Origin of the sequence: Glutamicibacter sp. NPDC087583 (assembly GCF_044743685.1) — a bacterium.
In the GTDB taxonomy this organism is placed as follows: domain Bacteria; phylum Actinomycetota; class Actinomycetes; order Actinomycetales; family Micrococcaceae; genus Glutamicibacter.
Genome location: NZ_JBIUWY010000004.1, coordinates 105,705 through 128,159 on the forward strand (window position 1 = coordinate 105,705; position 22,455 = coordinate 128,159).

A 22,455-nucleotide genomic window follows, 5' to 3' on the forward strand; every position below is an offset into this window, starting at 1 on the left:
GCGCAGCTGCACCAATAGCAGGTAAAGCACCTAAGGATTGGATACTACTGACAATGACGATCAATTCAGGCATTAAAGTGACTTCATGGGCTAAGACCTAGTTGGTCATGACCATGAGTTGGCGCCATTTTTGCGTGCTAGCCCGAACTGGTGCCGCAACTTCACCAAAACCCTGACTAGCGGTGCAGGCAACGTTGTTCTGAGGCGGTGGCGCAATGGCTGGCGGCGAATATGCGCCAGCATTTCCGGATCAGTGTGCAGCTTTCCAGCTCGAGCTCGCTGCGCGAGAATCTCGAGGGACTGAACGAAACTGTGGTCCACCCTGTGGAAGTAGTTTTCCCGCAACCAGGCTTTGGTAGGTTCACCGAAGCTCAAGCCGGCGACGTCATCCAAGGTGCCGATGACGCCGGAGGCAACAAAGACCGTATTGATCATCTGCGCGCTGACGCCGAAGTCGGAAAGGACCAGCGTTGGCAACCCGCGATCAATGGATTCCAAGGCAGCAGTCGAAGACACTGTTACCAAGGCGCTGCCATCGGCCAATGCTTCACTCATCGATCCGGTATCGAAGCGAAGCCGCGACTCGGGCCCGATCCGCCGTTCGGACTGCAACTTCTCGAACAGCGAATCGTACGGGAACGCCTCGAGATGCGTTTGGGGCTCACCGGCCTTGGCGCGGAGCTTGACGATCACCTCAAGTTCGGGATTCATCTTGCTAGCCTGCTCGAGAGCCAGCAGGATCGACTCGCGTTCGCTCTCTTGGGCAGGTACCTTCGCTTGCGGCGCGAACACCAAGCGTTCGACCACCTGCTTTTGCGCTGGCGGGAATCCTGCCGAGTGCAAGAACGGGAGCTTGCTGACCATGATGGTCGGCTGGTGCCCTACCTGGCCTTCGATCATGAATGAGAAATCACGGGCTTCGGCATGCGAATGGCAAATGAACGCATCGCCGGCTCGACGATAGTTCCACCCCTTCTGCGTGGCGGGGAATGCCACGCCAGGCAGGGCGGAAATCAGTGCGGTGCACCGGCCATCAGTCGGCTCGGTGCGAAGCATGCGAGAGTAGATCTCGGCAACTACCGGCCCGGTGGCCGAAGCGAAAACAATGTCTTCATCTACGGTGTCGGCTTCTAATTGGGATACGGAAATCACCTGCAGGATATCCGGATCCAGATCCGTGCCTTCAAAGGCGGCTGCGATCTGGTCGGCGGTCGGCATCACCGGGGTCCGCGCCAAATACACCTTGCGATCCCATGCGGGACCTAGGCGGTTCAGGAAGCTCGTTGCCAGCTTCAGATAGGAATCCGAGTCGGCGATGGCAAGTATTGATGGCTTCATCGGCTGATTCACACCTTCAATGAACTGGATAGGTGCTCGCGCAACTCGGATGGGGTACCAGGGGTCCACCAGCTGTCAATCACGGCTTGCGGATAGAGGCAGCGGGCATCAGGACCCAGCAGCAGGCGCAGGGATGGAATCACCGTGGAAGGCAAGGCGCGGATCTCCTGGCCTGGTCGCAGGACACGCAAACGCATTTCAATGGGAACGGTGTGCTCCTTGAGCACCACCTGATCAATCCTCGAGATCTTCTCCAGCAATTCGGGAGTTTCACGGCGATGCGGGAAGTACGCAACCGGGCCTTCGGAAGCGATCTGCTCAATCCAGCGCAGATACGGCTGCTCAAAAATCAGCTCATCAGCCACCATCGCCGAACCGATCAGCAAGGTAGATTCGGTGAACTGCTCGGCTACCGGCTGGGTAGCGAGCCATTCAAACTTGTGCTGCGCGAATTTGATCCCCAGATCAGCCATCTTCTGACGGGATGCCGGGTCGACATACAACGCTGAAACAATCAACAGGCGATCTTCACGGGCCAGCTGGCGCAAACGATGCCAGGTCGCCAATCCCATGGCCACGCGTGCTGCGGAATTCCTGGTCCGGGCGCGCACCAACGGGGTGGGCTCATCGGAAATGAGCTGCTTGATCAGGGCCAGCGTAGCCATGCCGTCATCGATGATCACGATTTCCTTGGCCCGTACGCCTGCCAGCAGCGTGCGCTGGATCTTGCCCGAGTAGGCGTCGCCGGTGACATACCGATCGGCAGCGCCCTTGGGCTGCGGAGGCTTACGAGCGGCCGGTTCAAAATGAACCCCTGCAGGGGCATGATTCAGCATTGCCTGCGTCGTGGCTTCCAGGGGCATTCCCTGACGGGGGATGATCCGGATGTCCGTGCCCAGCAGCCCCGCTGCATGCGTTTCTACCGCCGAAAGCAGCTGCAGTGGCGACTCCACCCAAACGTGCGCGGTGCCGAAACGCGGGCGTGGCACCTCGTGGGTGTCATGTTGAGTCAGTTTCATCATGGTGAGGGTCATTTTGCCAGTCGGCTCAGGGATTTGGAAAGCGTGTCCAGCTGCTTGGAACCATTGCGCAGCACACGGCGCGAGGCCCCGCGGACTTTGGAAGGCAGCGAGCGGCGCGAGCTGATGTGCGCCCAGCGTGGAGGCAGCTCGAGCCTGGTGATGCGCCGGCGCTTGAAATGAGCCGAGAACTCCGGGTAGTGCGCGGACAAGAAGGACTCGGCCTGCTCGCGCAGGTGAGGCAGTTGCGCGGCCTGCATGCAGTAGGCCACGGCAGCCAGCAGTTCGGTGAGGCGGTCGCTGCCGCCACCGTGCGCCGGAACCGGCACGTCCTGGACGAACAAGGCATGGATGATGGACAACGGGATGCGGTTGGAATTCTCGTAGGGAGCCAGCGCCTGGAGCAGTCTGCCGGTGCCCACTGCGTAGACCTCGGTATCCAGGATGTACTTGGCGGTGGCCAAGCCTGTGGAGAAGCAGGAGATCACCACGGCTGGACGTACCGCCGCGATGACGGTTTCCGCCAGATGATCGGTGCCGACCAACCGGAAATCCAGCCCCATGTCCCTGGCGGCTGCAGACAAGCGTGCCGCTGAGGTGGCGCTGGCCGATGGGTGCGCCTTGAACAGGACGGTGGAAATTTCCCGGCGGGCCACCTCGTTGAGCATTTCCAGATGCAGCTCGAATTCTTCCTCGGCATCCATCAGGCCCAAGGAACCCAGGTACTGGCCGAGGATCAGCGCACTGCCGGTTGGCAGATCGAATTCTGCCCCCTGGGCCAGTTCGCCGAAGATTGCAGCCAGGCCGCCGGTGGCCAAGACCTCGCGCCGCGGCTCGAGCTCTGCGAGCAGGTGAGGCTGCAGTCCTGGAACCAAGTCCACATGGATGGTGCCCATGACGCGCTGGCGAAGCGGCATTGGCAATCGATTACGGGTTGGGCCATAGGACATCAAGCCGTCGGAGTGGATCCACAGCTGGGCATCAAAGAAAATACGCGCCAGCGCACGCGCCGGATTGACCTGGATGGATTCCAGAACCAAGGTCAAGGGTTCATTGCCCAGATCCCAAGCGCTGCGCAGGAGGCGTTCGAAAATATGCAGCTCGTCCTCACGCGGGTTGAACTGTGCCGGGCGACGCGGGGAGGTCAGCGCAGCGAAATCCACCACGCGGTCAAAGCGGGCGGCAAGCTTCTCGAAGCCCGGGACTTCATCCAACGCAGTAGTCAGTTCCGGAACCTGCGAGCCGTTAGCCAAGACGAGAATTCGTTCATCTGCCTCGGGGAGCAGTCCTGCATCGGCCATCGCGGCCAGAGAAGCAAGCTGGAAATAGCTGCTGGCTTCAATCAGTGCGATCACTTGGCGGCCCCGATCTGACCTGGCTGGAGGAAGGAGAGAATATGGCGGCGACGGGCAACGTCCATCTCGAGGGCAACCTGGCGGGCCATCGGCGCATCAATAGTGGTGAATACCTGGCGCAGTTTCTGCTTCATCTCCAAGCGGACTTCCGGCGGGTAGTTCTTCGCGCGCTTCTCGTGGTGGCACACGATGGCGAAGAACTGCCGCATCGCCTTGGGCAGGTGGCGATCCGCGTCCGGGTGCAAGCGCACCTCGGTGAGGATCTGCGAGTAGGCCGGAATGAAGCCGAGCTGACGGTGGTCGAAGACCTGGGTCAGCGAGCCGGGCAGGCCGCGGCGGTAGAACACCCCGGGGGAGGAAACGACGGAATAGCGCTCGGTGTTCAGATGCAGCTTCCATAGCCAGAGGCGGTCTTCGGCGCTGTGCAACTGCGCGTCGAAGTACATCAGTTCGCGGGCGCGCATCAGGTCGGTGCGGTACATGCCCGCCCACACGAAGGCGTAGTCCACCATGGACGGCGAATCGATAGGTTCAATGTCATCGGCCGGGTTCAGCGGCATGCCGCGCAACGCCTGCGGGGCGCGGTGGATGACGCGATTGGTGCCGGTGACACGCACATGATCGCAACGCACGAAGTCCACGTGCAGTTCGGTCAAGGATTCCGCCAGGGCTTCCAAATGCTCGGGGGAGTACCAGTCGTCGGGGTCGAGGAAGGTGAAGTATTCGCCGGTGACCTGTTCCAACCCGGCATTGCGGGCGGCAGAAACTCCGGCATTCTCAGGCAGCGAGATCAGGTTCAGGCCAGGCAATTGGTCTTGGTAGCTGCGAACCAGGGCAGCAGTCTGGTCATCGGAAGCGTCATCAACCACGAGCACTTCCAGCTCCCAGCGTCCCAGCTTCTGCCGGACCAGCGATGACAAGGCATCGCAAATATATGCTTCTTGGTTATAGGCGGGGATAACCACGGAAATGCGCCCGGGGATCAAACTCATCTGTGCTTCAAGGCCTTCCTCATGCAGACAAAAATAAACGGCGGTTGGACCCGTCGGTGAGTCCAACCGCCGGATACGTTGGCGTGCTTAGGCGTCGACGCGGCGCAGGCGCGAGAGCGGTGCCAGCTCGCCTGGGAAGACCTTCTTCACGCCGTCACCCATGGCCTGCTCCAGGATGCGGATGTCGCGGATCAGCGACTCGAAGCCCTTTGGCTCCAGCGACGAGGCCTGGTCCGAACCCCACATGGTGCGGTCCAGGGTGATGTGGCGCTCGACGGTCACTGCGCCCAGGGCAACAGCAGCCAGCGAGATCTGCAGGCCGCGCTCGTGGCCCGAGTAGCCCACTGGGACCTGGTAGCGGTCGCGCAGGGTCTCGATCATGCGCAGGTTGGCCTCTTCAGGAGGCAGCGGGTAGGTGGAGGTAGCGTGCATCATGACCAGGTTCGAGGTACCCAGGGTCTCGACGGCCTTGTCGATCTGCTCGATGGTGGACATGCCGGTGGACAGGATGATCGGCTTGCCGGTCTGCGCCAGGGCCTTGAGCAGCTCGATGTCGGTGACCGATGCGGAGGCGACCTTGTGGGTGACTGCACCCTGCTCTTCCATGAATTCGACCGATGGAACATCCCATGGCGAGGCGAAGGCGTGCAGGCCCTTGGAAGCTGCGTAGGAGATGAGCTCCTTGTACTGCGCCTGGTCGAACTCGACGCGGTAGCGGTAGTCCAGGTAGGTCATGTCGCCCCATGGGGTGGAGCGGATCTTGTCGCGCATGTCCATCGGGGTGGAGATGTCCGGGGTGCGCTTCTGGAACTTCACTGCGTTGGCACCGGCTTCAGCAGAGATATCGATCAGCTGCTTGGCGATCTCGATGTCGCCGTTGTGGTTGATGCCGATCTCGCCGATGACGTAGACCTGCTGGCCTGCGCCAACCTGGACGTCGCCGATAGCAACAGGCTTGATGTCAGTAGTCATGGAAGTCATGGGTATTGCCTTTCAGTGGGTGAAACTTGGAGAACTCTTGGTGGCGGTGCGTGCGGCGAGAACCAGTTCGGCTAGTTCCCGTACCGCTCCGTGCCCGCCCTTGCGGGTCAGTTTGTACCGTGCTGCCCGGTGCACATCTTCCTGGGCATCGGCCACGGTGATCGGCCAGCCGACCAATGCCATCGCGCCCAGATCGTTGATGTCGTTGCCCACGTAGGCAACACGAGCCGGATTGATGGATTCGTCAGCCAGCCAGCGGGCCAGGTATTCGGCCTTGTTGTCGATTCCGTGGGCCACTTCGACGTTCAGCTTGGCGGCGCGGGCGGCGACAACAGGGTTGATTTCCTTGGAGAGAATAAGGAACTTCACTCCGGCAGCCCGCAACCGGGCCACTCCCATTCCATCGGAGCGGGAGACGCGCACGGTTTCGGTTCCGTGCTCATCGACATACGCGGTGTCCGGGGTATGCACCCCGTCGAAATCCGTGATGACCGCGTCGACTTCGATCGGTTCCCGGGTGGCCGGAACGGCCAGCCCAGCGAGCAGCAGGTCTGCCTCGGTATCGATGTCGATGCCGTGCTCTGCTGGAACTTCGTGAACCCGGACCTTTCCGAAGAAACGGTGCCCTGCCTCGCGGAATCCCCGGGTATCCATCACGTAGAAGGCCCCGGTTTCGCGGAAGCGCGGTTCGCGATCCTGGCGACGCGGACGGTGCAACTTGTCGTGGCCTACGGCGACCGCTTCGCCCTGCGGATCCAGGCCCCAATGGAAACCGTGGTCCGCTACAGCTGCGAAGCTGACGTCGGCGCGTTTCGAAGAAACCGCCGCAATGGCTGCGTCCAGATCCTCCGGATCGATGAACGGGCTGGTGCACTGGATGAACACGGTGATCTCTGGCTGAGATTCCGCATTCGCTAGCGCGTGGAGCACAACTGACTCGCTGCTGGCCGTGTCGCCGGCGATATCTGCCGGTCGATCGATGACTCGCGCCCCGTAGCGAAGCGCTTCGGCCTTGATCTGCTCATGGTCGGTACTGACCACGACGTCGCTGACTGCCGCCGCGGATCTGGCTGATTCGATTGCGCGGCCCAGCAGCGATTTGCCGCCGATCTCACGCAGGTTCTTAAGCCGGATGCCCTTGGATCCTCCCCTGGCGGGGATGATCGCCATGGCATTTGGCTGGTTGGTTTTGCTCACGAGTAAGACGCTATGGGCACAAGTTAACTAAGAGGGGGCATCTGGGTTAACGCACGGTGAAGTGCCGGTGTAATCACCTGTTTGTTTGCTGAATGCGAGGTCAGCAAGCGTTTTACGTACCAGTAGGCGAATCCGGAAGAGGGATTTCGAGCCCTCGGAACCGCATATAAGATCAAAGCGACTAATGAAACATGAGTGTGCAAGGCGGAGCTTAGGCACAGAACATTTAGGCTGGAGGGTATGCACGAGCCAAACCAGTCACAGCCCACGCGTGGCCCCCTGCGGATTACCGTGCCATCACGCGCTGACGGGTTCCTTCGACAGTTCACCGCAATGATCGGTGGCCGCCTGGGACGACACAGCGATCCAGGCCGAGTCGATCCAGGATTCTTCAGCGTGGAACGAGTCATTATCCTGATGACCACCGTGGGCGCCTTGCTGATGCTCCTTGCCAAGAACCCCTGCCGGGTCAACGGGTGGACTGGCAACAACCCGTACGCCTATGCGTGCTACAGCGACTGGGTTCCGCTGTTCTCCGCCCGCGGCTTCGCCGAGAACCCCTGGGCGCCATTCAGCGCGACCGCCCAGTTCGAGTACCCGGTACTGATGAGCACGGTGGCCTCGGCCGTTGCCTCGATCATCCCCACGGGGATCGAAAACCGTTCGCTGCTGTACTTCGACATCAACCTGCTGCTCGTTGCGATCCTGTGGATGGTCACCGTGATCGCCACCCTGCGGATGACCGGGCGCCGCCCGTGGGATGCCGCAATGGTGGCTATTGCCCCGGGCATCATCCTGGCCGGCAGCATCAACTGGGACATGTGGGCTGTGGCCTTGCTGGCCCTGGGCATGCTGGCATTCGCACGAAAGCACACCGTCCTTGCCGGGGTGCTGATCGGCTTAGGTGCCGCGATGAAGATCTATCCGTTCTTCATCCTCGGCGCGGTGCTGGTATTGGCCATTCGCACCGGCAGGCTCAAGACCTTCTGGGTGACTGGCGGAACCGCCGCGGCGACATGGGCACTGGTGAACCTTCCCTATGCGCTGGCGTTCCCCGACTCGTTCATGCACTTCTTCAACTTCTCTTCTGAACGCGGGGCAGGCTTCTCCAGCTTCTGGCACGCATGGAATGTCATCGCCGATAACAGGGGAGGGGTCCCGCTCTTTGAAGCCGAACAGATTTCCCGTTACGGCCTGGTCCTCTTCTTCCTGTGCTGCGTGGGCGTCGCAGTGCTGGGCTTGACTGCTAAACGCACCCCGCGCCTGGCCTCCATGGCCTTCTTGATCATTGCTTCCTTTGTCATGGTCAATAAGGTGTATTCACCACAGTTCATCGTCTGGCTGATTCCGCTGTTCGCCCTCGCCTTGCCGCGCTGGCGCGAATTCGTTGTCTGGATGCTCGTGGAAATCGCGCACTTCTACGCTGTTTGGTTCTACCTTGATTCCCTCTCTGCGGAAGAAGCGCAGAAGGCCTTCCCTGAGACCGGTTATGCGGTGCTGGTGCTGGCGCATATGGTGATGCTGGGATACCTGATGTTCTTGGTGGCACGTTCAATTCTTGATCCACGCCACGACCCGATTCGTGCCGTGGGCCAGGATGATCCTTTGGCCGGCCCATTCGCCGGACTGGAGGACCGCTGGACCCTGCGCGGACTGCTGCCTCAATCCAAGAAAACGAATGAAGTGGCGGGAAATAAATCATGAGCGATGTTGCCGTTGTCGGTGCGGGGCCCAATGGGCTAGCAGCCGCAGCAGTTGCTGCCCGTGCTGGATTAAGCGTCACGGTATATGAAGCCAACGACACCATCGGCGGGGCCGCCAGAACGCAGCCGCTGAATGGTTCTGCAGCGAAATTCGATTTGGGCAGCGCAGTGCATCCGATGGCCATGCAATCCCAAGCCATGCATGAACTGGGCGTCCACGACAAGGTGGAGTTCATCGTCCCCGAGCTGTCCTTCGCCCATGTGCTGCTGGATCGCCGGACCGCCTACGCGTACAAGGACCTGGAACGCACCGGGCAGGAACTTGGAGGCGCGGACGGCGAGATGTACACCCGGCTCCTGGGCCCGCTGGTCAAGCAGATTGACGGGGTCAGCCAGACACTGCTCAATCCTCTGCTGAGGGTTCCCTCGAACCCCGCAGCGTTGGCGACCTTTGCCGTGAGCACGGTGGCGGGCATGGCCGTCAAGGAACTCTTTTCTGGAAAGTTTGAACGCGCCGCCGCGCTCTACGCAGGCTGTTCCGCCCACGTTGCGGGAGGCTCTCGCGGACCGGCCAATGCCGGGGCAGGACTGTTCCTTGCAGCAACAGCGCACGGCAAGGGATGGGCCATCCCGCGTGGAGGTTCCCAAGCCATCAGCGACGCCTTGGCCGAAGAAGCGATGGCTCATGGAGCAAAAATTCTTACCGGCACCCGCGTCAACCATGTTGATGAGCTTTCTGCGCAGAGCATCCTCTTCGATACCTCCGCCGAAAACGCGGCCAAGCTTTCAACAGGACACCTGCCTGAACGGCTCTCGCACGCGTTGAGCAGTATCCGGCGCTCGCCGGGAAGCTGCCTGGTGCACTACGTCCTTTCGGCACCGGTTCCATGGCGCGACGAGACTCTGGGCAAGGCCGGCACCGTGCACCTGGGCGGCACCGCGGCGCAGGTCGGGAAGGCCGAACGCGCCGCAGTGCGCCGGGGAGCGGCGAAGCCGTTCATGATTGTTGCCCAGCCCTCGCAATTTGATGATTCGCGGGCACCGCAGGGCCAGCACGTCATCTGGGCCTACTGCCACGTGCCACTGGATTCTCCGGTAGACATGAGCCGGGAACTGAAGGAAATGATTGAACAGGCAGCCCCTGGTTTCAGCGAGACAATCATTGAATCCCATGTTGTCACCGCCCAGGACTTGGAAGTGCAGAACTCGGCACTGGTCGGTGGCGATCTTTCCGGGGGAACCATGGACCTGCTGGGCAGCATCAAGCGGCCTCGGATCTCGACCGACCCGTGGTACCTGCAGTCCAAAGGACTGTACTTGGTATCCTCGGCTGCGCCTCCGGGGCCGTCGGTGCACGGCATGGGCGGATTCCTCGGAGCGCAATCGATGCTCAAGCGGGAATACGGAATCGCAAACTGGAAATCGGTGAACTGAGAGGCAATGGAATCTGTGCTCGCGCAGCTCGTTGGCTGGGTTTTCCTGGCAGCACTCTGGTGGTTGTTTATCCGGCAATACCGCAAGGACCCACGCCGCTTGGGTCTGGCTGCACTTCTCTTGCCGCTGGTGTTCTTCACCATTTCGGCGGTCGTCGACCTATTGACCAGTGTGATCCCCGGGTTTGGGTTCCTCTTCTCCATAGTGCTGGTGCTGACCCCGCTGATGGTCATTGTCTTCGGTGCCGCGCTGATCTACAACGGGATCCTGATGTGCCGGCGCGAAGGAGCCAAACCTGCGAATCTGCTGTCGTTGGCAGCCGGGCTATCCGTCTTTGTCCTGCCAGTCATTGCGGTGCTGCTGATTCGCATCGAATCCTGGTGGACCTATTCGCTGGCTTTCGTCCTGTTCATGGCCTCCGTCTTCACGGCGAGCTTGTTCGCCATGCTGCTGCTGTACGCATGGGTGCACGCCAGATACCCATCCAAGGGCGAAGCCGCCGCCGTGGTGGTCCTTGGTGCCCGCACAATCAACGGCAAGGTCACCCCGTTGCTGCGTGGCCGCTTGGACAAGGGCATAGACCTGCATCAACTGCAGGCATCTGCTCGCCCCTTCATGGTTCCGACCGGGGGACAGGGCCATGATGAGGAAGAACCAGAGGGCGTAAGCATGGCCCGCTACCTGCGTGAGCAGGGCATTGCCGATGAACAGATTCTGGTTGAAGACCGGGCCAGGGACACCCTTGAGAACCTGGAGTTCTCCGACGCCTTGGTCCGTGCCCAGCGTCCGGATGGCCAGCTGTGGTTGGTCACCAGCGACTATCATGCGCTGCGTGCAGCGATGGCGTCACGCAAGCTCGGCTTGGATGCCCGTGCCTTCGGCGGGAAAACGGCGGCCTACTACCGTCCGAGTGCCTTCCTCAGGGAATGCGTTGCGATCGTGCGGGATCAAAAGAAGCTGATGGTTTTGCTGGCCCTGCCCTTCGCATTAGCCGTCGCAGGGATGATGTTCGTGCTCACGACGACCTTCTAACTTCCTTGGCACCCTGGGACCATGCACCATCTGGTGCATGGTCCCAGTTTTCGCTTCCCTGCCATCACCCTTTTGGTTGAGCCATAAATCAGCACTGGGGGCGGTGAGAGCTGGGCTCGAATTCCTTAGGCTGGAAATATGATCCAGGCAGAGCAGTTGACGAAGAAATACGGTGGAAAAACCGTGGTCGATAATGCGTCGTTCACGGTCCAAGAAGGCATGGTGACTGGGTTCCTCGGCCCCAATGGTGCCGGCAAGTCCACCACCATGCGCATGATCGTGGGATTGGCCAAACCTACCAGCGGTGAAGTGCTGGTCAACGGGCACGATTTCAAGAAATCACGTCACCCGCTGACCGAAGTCGGCACCCTGCTGGAAGCTAAGTCGGTGCACAAATCCCTGACTCCGCTGGCGCATTTGCGTGCCATGGCGGCTACCGCGGGGATCCCGAAGTCCCGAGTGCACGAAGTGCTCGATCTGACTGGCTTGTCTAGCGTGCAGCGCAAGAAGGTCGGCGGCTTTTCGCTGGGCATGGGGCAGCGGCTGGGCATTGCCACGGCCCTGCTTGGAGATCCGCAGGTGCTGATCCTCGATGAGCCGGTCAACGGCCTGGATCCCGAAGGCGTGGCTTGGGTCCGCAATCTGGCCCGCCAGCAGGCGGCCGATGGCAAAACCGTTTTCATCTCCTCCCACCTGATGAGTGAAATGGCCCAGACGGCGGATCACCTGATCGTGATTGGCCGTGGCCGCATCATGGCCGATGCGCCGATCACTGAATTCATCGACAACGGTCTTGACCAGACCATTGTGCGTTCAGCCGACATTGAGATCTTGATGAATGCGTTGAACGGCGAAGGTATTCAGCTACGCCGGATTGATGAGCATGGCCTGGAAGTTACCGGCCCCGATTCAGAAACCATTGGCCGCCGTGCCTTGGAATACGGGGTGGTGCTCAGCGAATTGCGTCCGCTGCAACGCACCTTGGAAGACGCCTACATGGAATTGACCCGCGATGCCGTCGAATACCACTCGAACACAGTTGCCGAGACTGGCGGCGGGAAGTAAGGACATGTCTAACCATCTAGCAACCGCACCGCATGGCAAGGTCACCCTCTTCGGCGTGCTGCGCAGTGAGTCCATCCGTTTCTTCTCCCTGAACTCCACCCGCATCCTGGTTCTCTTGGCCATCGTGTTCTATGTGGGCATTGCAGCCGTGGCCACGTGGGGCATTGGTTCGCTCAGTGCCAGCATGGGCGACACGGATCAGATGCCGGGCATGGAAGGCCTATCGGCCCCTGGATTCGCCGCTGAGCTCATCGGCTCGGGCCTGGTCTTCAGCCAGCTGATCCTCGGCGTGCTTGGTGTCCTGCTCTTCAGCGGTGAATTCACCACCGGCTCAGCGGTAAGCACGTTCCTGGCCAGCCCGCGGCGACTGCGAGTCCTGGCCGCCAAGGGCATCTTGATCATCCTGCTCACTGCCGTCGTCCAGATCTTCAGCTCGCTCTTGGCCTTCGCGATCAGCAAGCCGATTGCCGAGAACTACCAGATGAATCTGGAATTCAGCAGCGATGCCTTCCAACGGGTGCTCTGGTACGGGACGCTGGCGGTGACCATGGCGGCGTTGATCGGTTTGGCGTTGGGGATGCTGCTGCGCAACTCGGCCGGCGGCATCACCAGCCTCGCTGCCCTGTTCTTCGTGCTGCCGATCATCCTTTCCATCCTGACCACCTTGACCGACTGGGCGCAGGATATCGCGAAGTTTACCCCTGACCAGCTGGGCATGGGGTTGGCGACGCCCGCAAGTGTTGTCACCGACTTGGAGACCTGGCAGCAACTGCTGGGCGTGGCGGGTTGGATCGTGCTTCCACTGGTGTTGGGTGCAATCCTGCTGACCAAGCGGGACATCAAGTAGCGCAGGGATTGATCGAGAAAACTAGACTGGAAACATGAGCCAACCGACGCTGCAGGAAACTGTGGTTTCCTTCGATGAACTGGCCGCCAAGCGCATGGGCCGGATACGCCGTTATTTGCGTACCCACCCGCGTTTGGTGGTCATCGGTGCGGTAGTCATCTATCTGCTGCTCACACTGCCCGGTGTCCTGGTCATGGCAGCGATGCCAGAAGCCAACGCCACCGGCCTGCTGGTCGTCACCCTCGCCGTCAGCGCTGCCTTGTTGTACCGGCGCCGGGCACCGATGACGGTGATCATCCTGGTGTTCATTTTCGAATGCCTGGCCCTGGTGATTGCTGGTCCGCAAGGTGGACTGGGCGGGGTAGGCATGATTATCGCCCTGTACACGGTCGCCACCAGCTATTCGGCCAAACGCACCATCCCGCTGGCCATCCTGGCCGGCAGCTTCCAGACGGTCCTGATGGTGCTGATGGGCTTCCCCGACATGGCCGGAATGGAATTCGACCCGCAAGATGGAATCGACGAAACCATCTTCACGCGCGTCATCATCGCCGTCTCGGGCAGCTTCGTCATCGGTTTCTACATTGCCGCAGCCGCGGTGGGCATGAATGTGCGCAACGCGCGCATCCACGAAGCTGAACTGAACCACTGGGCCTCGCAGGTCTCCGGACTGGCCCAGGTGCAAGAGCGCAACCGCATCGCCCGCGAAATGCACGACGTTGTCGCCCATTCGCTTTCGGTGATGATTGCCCTGTCAGAGGGGGCACGAGTGGTGGCCAAGCGCGATCAGGTCCGTGCCGACGAAGTGCTCAATGAGCTCTCTGGAACCGGTCGCGCCGCCCTGGCGGATATGCGCCGCATGCTGGGCGTGCTTCGCCAAGAAGAATCCGGAGAGCTGGCCCCGCAGCCTACCGGCGGGAACGTGGAGCAATTGCTCGAAGGATTCCGTACCGCAGGTCTGCCGGTCTCATTTACCCATACGGGCGATCCGCTGCCGGAGGACACCACCTTCCAGCTGACCGTCTTCCGTATCATTCAAGAGTCCCTGACTAATTCCTTGCGCTATGCCCGTAACGTAAGTGATGTGCAGGTTCGCCTGGAACGGCGCCGCGAAGAACTGCGCATGGAAATCATGGACAACGGAGATGCAACGAGAGTTCCGAGTATCGGCAGCGGACGCGGTCTGCGCGGCATGCGCGAACGAGCCGCGCTCTTTGGCGGAACGGTTGATGCCGGACCGGTAGCCAGTGGCGGATGGATTGTGAAAGCGGTCCTCAAGCTACCCGAATGCAGCTTGCAGAACGAAAACCAGAAGGCAGTGAAGGAATAAGCGTGGAAGACAAAATCAAGGTACTGCTGGTCGATGACCAGCCCCTCTTACGCATGGGATTCCGCCTCATCCTCGAAGGTGAAGACGACATCGTCATCGCCGGCGAAGCTGTCGATGGACTCGATGCCCTTGCCCAGACGGCCGCACTGAAACCCGATGTGGTCCTGATGGATGTGCGCATGCCCAAGATGGACGGCTTGGAAGCGACCGAACGCATCGCCAAGGACCATCCGGAAACCAAGATCATTATCCTGACGACCTTTGACCTGGACGAGTACGCCTTCTCAGGGCTGCAGGCAGGAGCCAGTGCGTTCCTGCTCAAGGACGTGGCCCCGGAAGAACTGGTCCAAGCGGTGCGCCTGGTAGCTTCCGGCGACGCTGTGGTGGCACCCCGGGTGACTGCCCGCCTGCTGGAAACCTATGTGCGCAACGCTGGCGCCGGGAACCGGAACCAGCCGGCCGAAACTCCGCATGACCCGCTGCTCGATGATCTCACCCCGCGTGAGCAGGAAGTGCTGCGTGCGCTTTCCGAGGGACTATCCAACGCCGAGATTGCACACCGTTTCTTCCTTTCCGAAGCAACGGTGAAAACCCACGTGCGGCGCATTCTGACCAAATTGCATCTGCGCGACCGTGTTCAAGCGGTGGTGTACGCCTACGAGACCGGGCTGGTCATTCCATCCCAAGGCCTGGACTACTAGGCATCGATGAGGCAGCAAAATGGCCGCCGGGTGAAACCCCATGGGGTTCCGCCCGGCGGCCATGGAGCTTTCTAGCGCTTATTGGCCTTGCGCTGCTTCTTCGCCGTAGAGCGCAGCTGTATCACGCGGGCCACCCCGGCGATCGCGACCACTAGGGCGCCACCAATAGCGGCAAAGAACAATGCCAGCCCGAGGTTGACCTGTCCCTGATACGCGAAGTAGTTCAGGGTCACCTGCTCCTGGTTCTGGGCAATGAAGATGATCAGCAGGATCAGCACGAGCAAGCCGAAGATCGTAGCGGTCCAGATACGACCCAACTTGGTCGCTGGGAGCTTATCTGCACCGGCAGGTTTGGCCCGTTGGACCTTGGAATCCATCGGTACGGTGGTCTCCACTTCGACCTCGCGTGATTCTGCTGGAATGTTCTCTTGCTCTGGTGTTCGATCAGCCGTAGCCATGATGAACTCGCTTTCCTTGTCTCCGGGACTGCTTTCAGCTTCGTCGAGAGCGAGGTGCCAAGTCAAGACCCGGATAGGGGTGTCTGCCAGGTTGCCAGGGCGGAGGCAGGCTCAGCAGGACATCAGCAAATGTGGTTCAGGCTACTAAGCTGGGAGGCAACTCGACTTTTCAGGCGGGAACCAAAACCTGAAGAACCGTCTGACAAACATCTCTTGACAGAAAGAAGTGAGTAACCAGCCATGGCACAAGCCGCAGCAATGGCCCACATTGCAGATCTGGCCGAATACGTCGCAACCTCGCCATCGAGCTACCACGCCGCGGCCTCGGCCGCGCAGCGCTTGGACGCTGTTGGATTCACCGGTCTGGACGAAAAGCAGGCTTGGAACCTGGTCCCGGGTTCCTACTACGTGGTCCGCGACGGTGCGATCATCGCTTGGGTGCAGCCAGAAGCTGCCACTGCGACCAGCGGATTCCATATCCTCGGCGCCCACACCGACTCGCCGGGCTTCAAGCTCAAGCCGAAGCCAACCACCGGTTCCAACGGCTGGTGGCAGGCAGGGGTCGAAGTCTACGGCGGACCGCTGCTGAACTCCTGGCTGGACCGCGAACTGGTGCTCGCCGGCCGATTGGTACTCAAGGACGGTTCCGAGCACCTGGCGAAGACCGAACCAATCCTGCGCATCCCGCAACTAGCGATCCATCTGGACCGCCAGGTCAATGAGGGCCTGACCCTGGACAAGCAGACCCACACCAATCCAATCTTTGGCGCCGGCGATCTGGCGGATGCCGACATCCTGGCGATCCTGGCGAAGTCTGCAGGTGTCGACCCGGCCCAGGTAGCCGGCTACGACATCCTGACCGCGCCCGCGCAGCGCGGCGAGGTCTTTGGCGAGGGCAAGAACTTCTTCGCCAGCGCCCGGCTGGATAACCTCACCTCGGTGCACGCAGGCCTGATTGCGCTGACGGGCCATTCCCGCAAGCCAGCAGGCAACCGCATTGCCATGCTTGCTGCCTTCGACCACGAAGAACTGGGTTCCTCCTCGCGCTCGGGCGCTTGCGGCCCATTCCTGGAAGAGCTGATCAACCGCATCCAGGCATCCATGGATGCTTCAGTTGAAGACACCGCTCGCGCCCTGTCGAATTCTGTATGCCTGTCTGCCGATGCTGGCCACGCGGTTCACCCGAACTACCCAGAGCGCCACGACCCAGCCAACCGTCCGCAGCTGAATGCCGGCCCGCTGCTGAAGATCAATGCGAACCAGCGTTATGCCACCGATGCGGTGGGTGCTGCCGCATTCGCCAACTGGTGCGAGTCGGCGGGAGTTCCCTACCAGGAGTTCGTGTCCAATAACCGCGTACCGTGCGGATCCACCATTGGACCATTGACCGCGACCCGACTGGGCATTCGCACCCTGGATGTGGGAGTCGCGCTGCTGTCCATGCACTCGGCCCGCGAGATGTGCGGCGTTGACGACCCTTGGTATCTGTCCAAGGTCTCTCGCGAGTTCTTCGGAGCCTAGCAAGTCCAACCTGAAAAGCCGGCCTGCGGGCTGGCTTTTCGCCTCCCCGGGGGATCTTCGCCCGATGTGCCTAATCGATGGCATAATCGGCACCATGACGATCCTCAACCAGAACACGTTGATCTTCCAGCAGACGAAGAACATCTCGAAGAACGACTTCGCGATTCTTGATTCTTCCGGGATGCAGATTGCCCACGTGGATACCGGCGGAAGCGCGCTGGGCCGCATGTTCGTTGGGGCTCGCGAACTCACGGTCTTCGATGGACCAGGCAATCCGGTTGTCATCGTCAAGGACACGATGACCATGGGCCGCGATCGTTTTGAAATCCTTGATGGCAACGCTGCCCCGCTGGCCAGCCTGGTCAAGAGGATCACCTTCTTCAAAACAAGGGTCTCCATCTCGATGCTGGGCGAAGAGCTCGAATTACTGGGCAGCATCTGGGACTTCGACTTCCAGATCACCGGTCCCGGCGGGGTTCTGGGAACCGTGACCCGAGAATGGTCCGGGATGGGCAACGCATTGCTCGGCAAGTCGACCTATGCCCTGCGCTTGGCGGAAAACCTCAACGCACAGCAACGCCAGGCAGTGATCGGCTCGGTGCTGGCACTGGATTTGATCCGTGAAAAGCAACAGCGCAATTCTTAACGGAGCTGAGGTAGTCGCCGCCAGGAATACTTCTTCGTCGCAGGCCAGCCTTGGTTCTTGGCCGCTGTCGTGTTGCAGTCGGGTAACTGTCACGTCGATGTCGTGGTGCTTTCGGGGCGCCATTGGCTAGCGTAAGTGGCATGAATGAATCACGGATTGCAGAGCTTCGCCGTGCCAAGGGCTGGACGCAAGAACGTCTAGCCGCCGAAAGCGGCATCACTGTCAGAACGGTCCAACGGCTCGAAGCCGGAAATGATGCGAGCTTGGAGACTATCTCACTGGTCGCCAAGGCCTTGGAGGTGCCGGTTGGAGACCTGTTCAAAAGCGTCCAGACTCCGAAGTTCTCCGAGGCCGTGGATGGGCTTGAAGCGCGGGCCCAAGCAGATCAAGATCGTCGGGATTCGGCAACCAAGGGGATCCTGGCCGTGTTCCGCGGGCTGGGCATCCTGGTCACTTTCGGCACGGTCATCTTGGCTACCACCGGCAACTTTGGGTGGTACATCTGGTTGCTGATCCCGGTGTACTGGGGCGTCGGGCAGCTGCTGCTTGAGGCTGCTTTCCGTCTGAGCCTGGATGCCAAACTCGACGCCAAATACCCGCTGTCCACGGCAAATCGGAAACTGCTGGGCTAGGTCCATGCTGCGAAGCGCAAACCCAGGCACCGCCCATGAGGTTCCCACGGGTCGTTAGACCGACTGTTGCCCATTGATAACCTGCTGTTTACCCCCTGCTGGTCTGATCAATGACTATGAGTTCGAATTCCCTGCAGGTCAAGAATTTCCGCCCGGAGATCCAAGCGCTCCGCGCCTTGGCGGTTCTGCTGGTCGTCGCCTATCATCTTGAGCCATCCGCAGTTCCAGGCGGTTATATCGGGGTTGACATCTTCTTCGTCATCTCGGGCTTCCTGATTACCTCGCACCTGCTGCGTGAAGCCGAACGCACCGGCCGGGTCAGCCTCGCAGCCTTCTTTGCCGGCCGAGCGCGAAGAATCCTCCCGGCTGCCATGCTGGTGATCCTGGTAGTTGTCGTGGCAAGCCTGCTGATCTTTCCCAAAACCCAGTGGGGTGCCTTGGGCACCCAGGCCATCGCCTCTGCCTTCTCGGTGCAGAACTGGGTTCTCGCCGCCGACTCCGTCGACTACCTCGCTTCGGATCAAGCACCCGGGCCGTTGCAGCACTTCTGGTCCCTGGGCGTGGAGGAGCAGTTCTACCTTTTCTGGCCGTTGCTGGTTTTGGCCGTGTGCCTGTTGGCCAAACCGAATGCGGACGCTAGCAGTGGCGATGGATTTGCCCCGCGGCGCCGCATGCTCTGGATCATTTTCTCAGCCACCGCACTTTTGTCGCTGGGATACTCGGCCTATGCCGGTTACTCAGGCAATAGCGCCGGATACTTCATCACCACCACCCGCATTTGGGAACTGGCCGTCGGCGGACTGCTGGCCTTGGCAGTCCAGGCGCACGCCAACGGCGCCTTGAAGCTTCCACCGTGGGCAACCAGCTGGCAGTTCAGAAATCTTGCCGTACTCGTGGCTTTGGCGGCGATCTGCTTCGCGGCATTCAGCTACAACGCCACAACAGTCTTCCCGGGGATTGCGGCGGCCCTCCCGGTTCTTGGCTGCGCCGTGGTGATTGCCGCAGGCAGTACGCGAGGACCTGGTTCCCTGCACCCGCTGGTGAACTGGGCTCCCGTTCAATGGGTCGGCCTCGCCTCGTATTCGCTATATCTGTGGCACTGGCCGCTGATCGTATTCTTCATCGAACTGGCCGGGGGCAACCCGGACCCATTGCAGTCGCTGGCCTTGCTGGCCGGGTCCCTGCTCTTGGCTTGGGCCAGCTTGAAGTGGGTCGAAACTCCCATGCGCCACTTCCGCCCCATAGCCGGTTCTCCTGCCCGCTCCTTGATTGCAGGGGCGGCGATGGTCGGGCTGGCCGCGTCCATCGCGCTATTGCCAGGTGCCATGCAGCAGCATCTTGTGGGCCAGGAGCAGCGTGAGCTGGGCGCGATGATGCAAAACCCGCCAGCTGGTTTTGGCGCGGCCTCCGTGGGCCAGGGCGCACCTGCGTACCTTTCCGGCCATCGCCAGGTCGTCCCGCTTCCTGCGACGGCCGCCGAGGACCAGCCCGAACTGGGAGATTGCGTCCAGGAACCGAAATCCACGCAGATCAAGGAATGCGAATTCGGCAGCGAGGACGCCAGCTACACCGTGGCCCTGGTGGGTGATTCCCATGCAGCCCACTGGTTCGAGGCCGTCAGCCGATACGCCCAAAGCAAGGGCTGGAAAGTGGTGACCTATCTGAAGAATTCCTGCCCGTTCTCCGAGGCCCAGCGCAAGGCGGATCGGGATGGCAGCATCAACTGCGAAGAAGCCATCGACCAGACCATGGAAGCTCTGGCTGCGCGCGATGACATCAACGCGGTGATCACCTCGAGTTGGGGAGGAGCCACCTTTACCACTGACGCGGCACAGGGGCTGGCTTCGACGTGGTCCACCCTTGAAGACGCGGGCCTGCCGGTCTACGCCATTGTGGACACCCCGCGGCCGCCGCAGGATTCCTATGCGCGCGACTGCGTGGAAGAAAACGTGCAGAACCCGGATAAGTGCGCCTTCCCGGAAAAGGGAGCCTATGAAGTGGGCGATGCCACCAAGCAGGCCGCCGAACTGGAGCCGCGCGTCGAAGTGCTCGACTTCAGCGATTACTTCTGCATGGATGGAACCTGCCCGGCAGTGGTGGGGAATGTCTTGGTCTACCGGGACAAGCACCACATCAGCGATACCTACATGCGCACCTTGGCCCCGATCTTTGGCGAAAGGATCGAGGTTGCCTTGGATTCCGAGTAGCCCAGCATGATTTAGGACACCAAGGCTTATGCAAGTTCGGGTCTCTCGGGTAGGATTGGAAGGTCTGTGCCACTGCATGCCCGAAAGTTGGGCGTCTGGTGCACAGATAACGCAAGAACCTCCTGTTGCGGAAATACCGCGACCGTTTAGCCCAAAGGAGGTGGGTTCACATGCGTGCTTATGAACTTATGGTCCTCATTGATCCAGAGGTCGATGACCGCACCGTAGAGCCAACCATCGAGAAGTACCTCGAGGTTGTCCGCTCCAACGGTGGCACTATCGAAAAGGTTGATGTCTGGGGTCGTCGCAAGATGTCCTACGAGATCAAGAAGAAGGCAGAAGCCACTTACGTAGTGGTGAACTACACCGCAGAGCCAGCAGCTTCCGCTGAGCTTGAGCGCCAGCTCAAGATCAACGAACTGATCCTGCGCCACAAGGTCACCCGTCCGGAAGAGGCACGCGTTTAATTACGCGCAACCTTCCGTCGTAGGAATTAACGTTCAATCTTTTTAAGGAGAGTCAATGGCAGGCGAGACTGTTATTACCGTTATCGGAAACCTGACTGCCGATCCGGAGCTGCGTTTTACGCCGTCCGGTTCAGCCGTAGCGAACTTTACGATCGCTTCGACTCCTCGCACCTTTGACCGCCAGTCCAATGAGTGGAAGGACGGGGAAGCCCTGTTCTTGCGCGCATCGGTGTGGCGCGAAGCTGCAGAGAACGTTGCTGAAACGCTGACCAAGGGCATGCGTGTCATCGCCCAGGGCCGGTTGCGTTCACGTTCTTACGACACCAAGGAAGGCGAACGTCGCACCGTCATGGAGCTTGAAGTCGATGAAATCGGCCCATCGCTCCGTTTCGCGTCCGCCAAGGTCACCCGTACCCAGCGCTCCGGCGGTGGCAACGGTGGCTTCGGCAACGGTGGTGGAGGTTTCTCCAACGCACCGCAGCAAAGTGCACCAGCTCAGGCGCCGCGTCAGCAGCAGCCTCAGCAGGGTGGCGGATGGAATGCTCCAGCCGCAGACCCATGGAGCACCGGCGGAAACAACGGTGGCGGCTGGGGCAACCCGGGCGCAGACGAACCGCCTTTCTAAACAATATTTATTCACCATCCCGCAGATCACTCTGCGGGCTCCAAAGCTAAGGAGCTCCACGATGGCTAAGGCTGAAATCCGTAAGCCCAAACCAAAGTCCAACCCATTGAAGGCCGCTGACATCACTGTCATCGACTACAAGGACACCGCACTGCTGCGCAAGTTCATCTCCGACCGCGGTAAGATCCGCGCTCGTCGTGTAACTGGCGTTTCCGTTCAGGAACAGCGCAAGATCGCACAGGCAATCAAGAACGCACGTGAAGTAGCCCTGTTGCCTTACTCCGGCGCTGGCCGCGGCTAAGGAAGAGGGATAGCAAAATGGCAAAGATCATTCTGACTCACGAAGTATCCGGTCTCGGTGCTGCTGGCGATATTGTCGAGGTAAAGAACGGCTACGCCCGTAACTACCTGCTGCCACGCGGCTTCGCAATCGTCTGGACCCAGGGCGGTGAGAAGCAGGTGGAGTCGATCAAGGCTGCACGTGCTGCTCGCGCCGTTGCAAACCTTGAGGATGCTCAGGCACTTGCAGCTAAGCTGAAGTCCCAGCCGGTGAAGATCACCATGAAGGCTGGCTCGAACGGTCGCCTGTTCGGCACCGTTAAGACCACCGAAATTGCTGCTGCCGTAGAGGCTGCCGGTCTGGGTAAGATCGACAAGCGCAACATCGAGGTCAACGACCAGATCAAGTCGACTGGCAACTACACCGCAACCGTTCGCGTTCACGCTGACGTTCTTGCAAACCTGCGCCTGCAGGTTGTAGCTGCTGCCAAGAAGTAAGTCTTCTAGACTCAGCTTCTGTCCAAGAGGTGGCGTGCACTCCGCAAGGAGAGCACGCCACCTCTTGGCGTTAACCCGCCGTCCAGTCTGCTAGCGCCTTGGGTTCAGCCGTTGCTTGAGGTGCGTCC

At 60.6% G+C, this 22,455-nt stretch carries 22 protein-coding genes; 15 read left to right on the top strand and 7 right to left on the bottom strand.

The genetic code is table 11. The annotated features are described in order from the left end of the window. Positions 1-105 precede the first annotated feature (105 nt). The 6 genes from ACIOU9_RS11990 to ACIOU9_RS12015 all read right to left on the bottom strand — a co-directional run bounded on the left by ACIOU9_RS11990 (position 106) and on the right by ACIOU9_RS12015 (position 6,882). The gene (locus tag ACIOU9_RS11990; RefSeq protein WP_286134086.1) at positions 106-1,338 is read right to left on the bottom strand and encodes a DUF6716 putative glycosyltransferase; all 1,233 of its coding nucleotides are present in this window, start codon (positions 1,336-1,338) and stop codon (positions 106-108) included. 8 nt (positions 1,339-1,346) lie between these two features. Next, positions 1,347-2,357 (bottom strand): hypothetical protein, encoded by a 1,011-nt coding sequence (locus ACIOU9_RS11995; protein WP_402697025.1) that lies wholly within the window; start codon positions 2,355-2,357, stop codon positions 1,347-1,349. A gap of 11 nt (positions 2,358-2,368) precedes the next feature. Then, positions 2,369-3,712 (bottom strand): polysialyltransferase family glycosyltransferase, encoded by a 1,344-nt coding sequence (locus tag ACIOU9_RS12000; protein ID WP_105656604.1) that lies wholly within the window; start codon positions 3,710-3,712, stop codon positions 2,369-2,371. Continuing rightward, positions 3,709-4,704 (bottom strand): glycosyltransferase family 2 protein, encoded by a 996-nt coding sequence (locus tag ACIOU9_RS12005; protein WP_105656603.1) that lies wholly within the window; start codon positions 4,702-4,704, stop codon positions 3,709-3,711. The genes ACIOU9_RS12000 and ACIOU9_RS12005 overlap by 4 nt, the downstream gene beginning before the upstream one ends. Before the next feature lie 87 nt (positions 4,705-4,791). Next, a complete protein-coding gene (locus ACIOU9_RS12010) occupies positions 4,792-5,685 on the bottom strand; it encodes an N-acetylneuraminate synthase family protein (RefSeq protein WP_105656602.1) in 894 nt (297 codons plus the stop codon). Between the two features lie 12 nt (positions 5,686-5,697). Beyond that, on the bottom strand, positions 5,698-6,882 hold the full coding sequence (locus tag ACIOU9_RS12015) for a cytidylyltransferase domain-containing protein (RefSeq protein WP_402697027.1): 1,185 nt from the start codon (positions 6,880-6,882) through the stop codon (positions 5,698-5,700). Between the two features lie 240 nt (positions 6,883-7,122). Between ACIOU9_RS12015 and ACIOU9_RS12020 the strand changes: the two genes are divergently transcribed. The 7 genes from ACIOU9_RS12020 to ACIOU9_RS12050 all read left to right on the top strand — a co-directional run bounded on the left by ACIOU9_RS12020 (position 7,123) and on the right by ACIOU9_RS12050 (position 14,994). Then, positions 7,123-8,586, top strand: a complete 1,464-nt coding sequence (locus ACIOU9_RS12020; RefSeq protein WP_133833771.1) for a glycosyltransferase family 87 protein — start codon at positions 7,123-7,125, stop codon at positions 8,584-8,586. Next, positions 8,583-10,019, top strand: a complete 1,437-nt coding sequence (locus tag ACIOU9_RS12025) for an NAD(P)/FAD-dependent oxidoreductase (protein WP_133833772.1) — start codon at positions 8,583-8,585, stop codon at positions 10,017-10,019. Before ACIOU9_RS12020 ends, ACIOU9_RS12025 begins: the two co-directional genes overlap by 4 nt. Positions 10,020-10,025: 6 nt before the next feature. After that, complete coding sequence (locus ACIOU9_RS12030) at positions 10,026-11,051, top strand: YdcF family protein (RefSeq protein ID WP_402697030.1); 1,026 nt, start codon at positions 10,026-10,028, stop codon at positions 11,049-11,051. A 138-nt stretch (positions 11,052-11,189) separates the two neighbouring features. Beyond that, positions 11,190-12,116, top strand: coding sequence for an ABC transporter ATP-binding protein (locus tag ACIOU9_RS12035; protein ID WP_105656597.1), 927 nt, complete (start codon positions 11,190-11,192; stop codon positions 12,114-12,116). A 4-nt stretch (positions 12,117-12,120) separates the two neighbouring features. Beyond that, the gene (locus ACIOU9_RS12040; protein ID WP_402697032.1) at positions 12,121-12,963 is read left to right on the top strand and encodes an ABC transporter permease; all 843 of its coding nucleotides are present in this window, start codon (positions 12,121-12,123) and stop codon (positions 12,961-12,963) included. Positions 12,964-12,997: 34 nt separating this feature from the next. Next, positions 12,998-14,293: a sensor histidine kinase gene (locus ACIOU9_RS12045; protein WP_105656595.1), complete on the top strand. Its 1,296-nt coding sequence runs from the start codon at positions 12,998-13,000 to the stop codon at positions 14,291-14,293. Beyond that, positions 14,251-14,994 (top strand): response regulator transcription factor, encoded by a 744-nt coding sequence (locus ACIOU9_RS12050; protein ID WP_105656594.1) that lies wholly within the window; start codon positions 14,251-14,253, stop codon positions 14,992-14,994. The genes ACIOU9_RS12045 and ACIOU9_RS12050 overlap by 43 nt, the downstream gene beginning before the upstream one ends. 71 nt (positions 14,995-15,065) lie before the next feature. Here ACIOU9_RS12050 and ACIOU9_RS12055 read toward each other — a convergent pair whose 3' ends face one another. Beyond that, entirely contained in the window at positions 15,066-15,452 is a 387-nt protein-coding gene (locus tag ACIOU9_RS12055; protein ID WP_133833776.1) for a lipopolysaccharide assembly LapA domain-containing protein, read from the bottom strand. A gap of 240 nt (positions 15,453-15,692) precedes the next feature. Between ACIOU9_RS12055 and ACIOU9_RS12060 the strand changes: the two genes are divergently transcribed. From ACIOU9_RS12060 to rplI, 8 genes are all read left to right on the top strand, one after another. After that, positions 15,693-16,973 (top strand): M18 family aminopeptidase, encoded by a 1,281-nt coding sequence (locus tag ACIOU9_RS12060; RefSeq protein WP_105656592.1) that lies wholly within the window; start codon positions 15,693-15,695, stop codon positions 16,971-16,973. A 94-nt stretch (positions 16,974-17,067) separates the two neighbouring features. After that, complete coding sequence (locus ACIOU9_RS12065) at positions 17,068-17,619, top strand: LURP-one-related/scramblase family protein (RefSeq protein ID WP_166650745.1); 552 nt, start codon at positions 17,068-17,070, stop codon at positions 17,617-17,619. Between the two features lie 140 nt (positions 17,620-17,759). Beyond that, the gene (locus ACIOU9_RS12070) at positions 17,760-18,251 is read left to right on the top strand and encodes a helix-turn-helix domain-containing protein (RefSeq protein ID WP_105656590.1); all 492 of its coding nucleotides are present in this window, start codon (positions 17,760-17,762) and stop codon (positions 18,249-18,251) included. Positions 18,252-18,361: 110 nt separating this feature from the next. Further along, entirely contained in the window at positions 18,362-20,458 is a 2,097-nt protein-coding gene (locus ACIOU9_RS12075) for an acyltransferase family protein (RefSeq protein WP_402697034.1), read from the top strand. Positions 20,459-20,628: 170 nt separating this feature from the next. Continuing rightward, positions 20,629-20,925 (top strand): 30S ribosomal protein S6, encoded by a 297-nt coding sequence (rpsF, locus tag ACIOU9_RS12080; RefSeq protein WP_060703203.1) that lies wholly within the window; start codon positions 20,629-20,631, stop codon positions 20,923-20,925. Between the two features lie 55 nt (positions 20,926-20,980). After that, positions 20,981-21,550 (top strand): single-stranded DNA-binding protein, encoded by a 570-nt coding sequence (locus tag ACIOU9_RS12085; protein WP_013350684.1) that lies wholly within the window; start codon positions 20,981-20,983, stop codon positions 21,548-21,550. A 61-nt stretch (positions 21,551-21,611) separates the two neighbouring features. Next, entirely contained in the window at positions 21,612-21,851 is a 240-nt protein-coding gene (rpsR, locus tag ACIOU9_RS12090; RefSeq protein ID WP_013350683.1) for a 30S ribosomal protein S18, read from the top strand. 17 nt (positions 21,852-21,868) lie between these two features. Next, complete coding sequence (gene rplI, locus ACIOU9_RS12095; RefSeq protein WP_105656588.1) at positions 21,869-22,327, top strand: 50S ribosomal protein L9; 459 nt, start codon at positions 21,869-21,871, stop codon at positions 22,325-22,327. Positions 22,328-22,455 lie beyond the last annotated feature (128 nt).

Coding starts and splice junctions, on each gene's coding strand:
- ACIOU9_RS11990 (WP_286134086.1), bottom strand. CDS start 1,338: ATGAAGCCATCAATACTTGCCATCGCCGACTCGGATTCCTATCTGAAG.
- ACIOU9_RS11995 (WP_402697025.1), bottom strand. CDS start 2,357: ATGAAACTGACTCAACATGACACCCACGAGGTGCCACGCCCGCGTTTC.
- ACIOU9_RS12005 (WP_105656603.1), bottom strand. CDS start 4,704: ATGAGTTTGATCCCCGGGCGCATTTCCGTGGTTATCCCCGCCTATAAC.
- ACIOU9_RS12010 (WP_105656602.1), bottom strand. CDS start 5,685: ATGACTTCCATGACTACTGACATCAAGCCTGTTGCTATCGGCGACGTC.
- ACIOU9_RS12020 (WP_133833771.1), top strand. CDS start 7,123: ATGCACGAGCCAAACCAGTCACAGCCCACGCGTGGCCCCCTGCGGATT.
- ACIOU9_RS12025 (WP_133833772.1), top strand. CDS start 8,583: ATGAGCGATGTTGCCGTTGTCGGTGCGGGGCCCAATGGGCTAGCAGCC.
- ACIOU9_RS12030 (WP_402697030.1), top strand. CDS start 10,026: ATGGAATCTGTGCTCGCGCAGCTCGTTGGCTGGGTTTTCCTGGCAGCA.
- ACIOU9_RS12035 (WP_105656597.1), top strand. CDS start 11,190: ATGATCCAGGCAGAGCAGTTGACGAAGAAATACGGTGGAAAAACCGTG.
- ACIOU9_RS12040 (WP_402697032.1), top strand. CDS start 12,121: ATGTCTAACCATCTAGCAACCGCACCGCATGGCAAGGTCACCCTCTTC.
- ACIOU9_RS12045 (WP_105656595.1), top strand. CDS start 12,998: ATGAGCCAACCGACGCTGCAGGAAACTGTGGTTTCCTTCGATGAACTG.
- ACIOU9_RS12050 (WP_105656594.1), top strand. CDS start 14,251: ATGCAGCTTGCAGAACGAAAACCAGAAGGCAGTGAAGGAATAAGCGTG.
- ACIOU9_RS12055 (WP_133833776.1), bottom strand. CDS start 15,452: ATGGCTACGGCTGATCGAACACCAGAGCAAGAGAACATTCCAGCAGAA.
- ACIOU9_RS12060 (WP_105656592.1), top strand. CDS start 15,693: ATGGCACAAGCCGCAGCAATGGCCCACATTGCAGATCTGGCCGAATAC.
- ACIOU9_RS12065 (WP_166650745.1), top strand. CDS start 17,068: ATGACGATCCTCAACCAGAACACGTTGATCTTCCAGCAGACGAAGAAC.
- ACIOU9_RS12070 (WP_105656590.1), top strand. CDS start 17,760: ATGAATGAATCACGGATTGCAGAGCTTCGCCGTGCCAAGGGCTGGACG.
- ACIOU9_RS12075 (WP_402697034.1), top strand. CDS start 18,362: ATGACTATGAGTTCGAATTCCCTGCAGGTCAAGAATTTCCGCCCGGAG.
- rpsF (WP_060703203.1), top strand. CDS start 20,629: ATGCGTGCTTATGAACTTATGGTCCTCATTGATCCAGAGGTCGATGAC.
- ACIOU9_RS12085 (WP_013350684.1), top strand. CDS start 20,981: ATGGCAGGCGAGACTGTTATTACCGTTATCGGAAACCTGACTGCCGAT.
- rpsR (WP_013350683.1), top strand. CDS start 21,612: ATGGCTAAGGCTGAAATCCGTAAGCCCAAACCAAAGTCCAACCCATTG.
- rplI (WP_105656588.1), top strand. CDS start 21,869: ATGGCAAAGATCATTCTGACTCACGAAGTATCCGGTCTCGGTGCTGCT.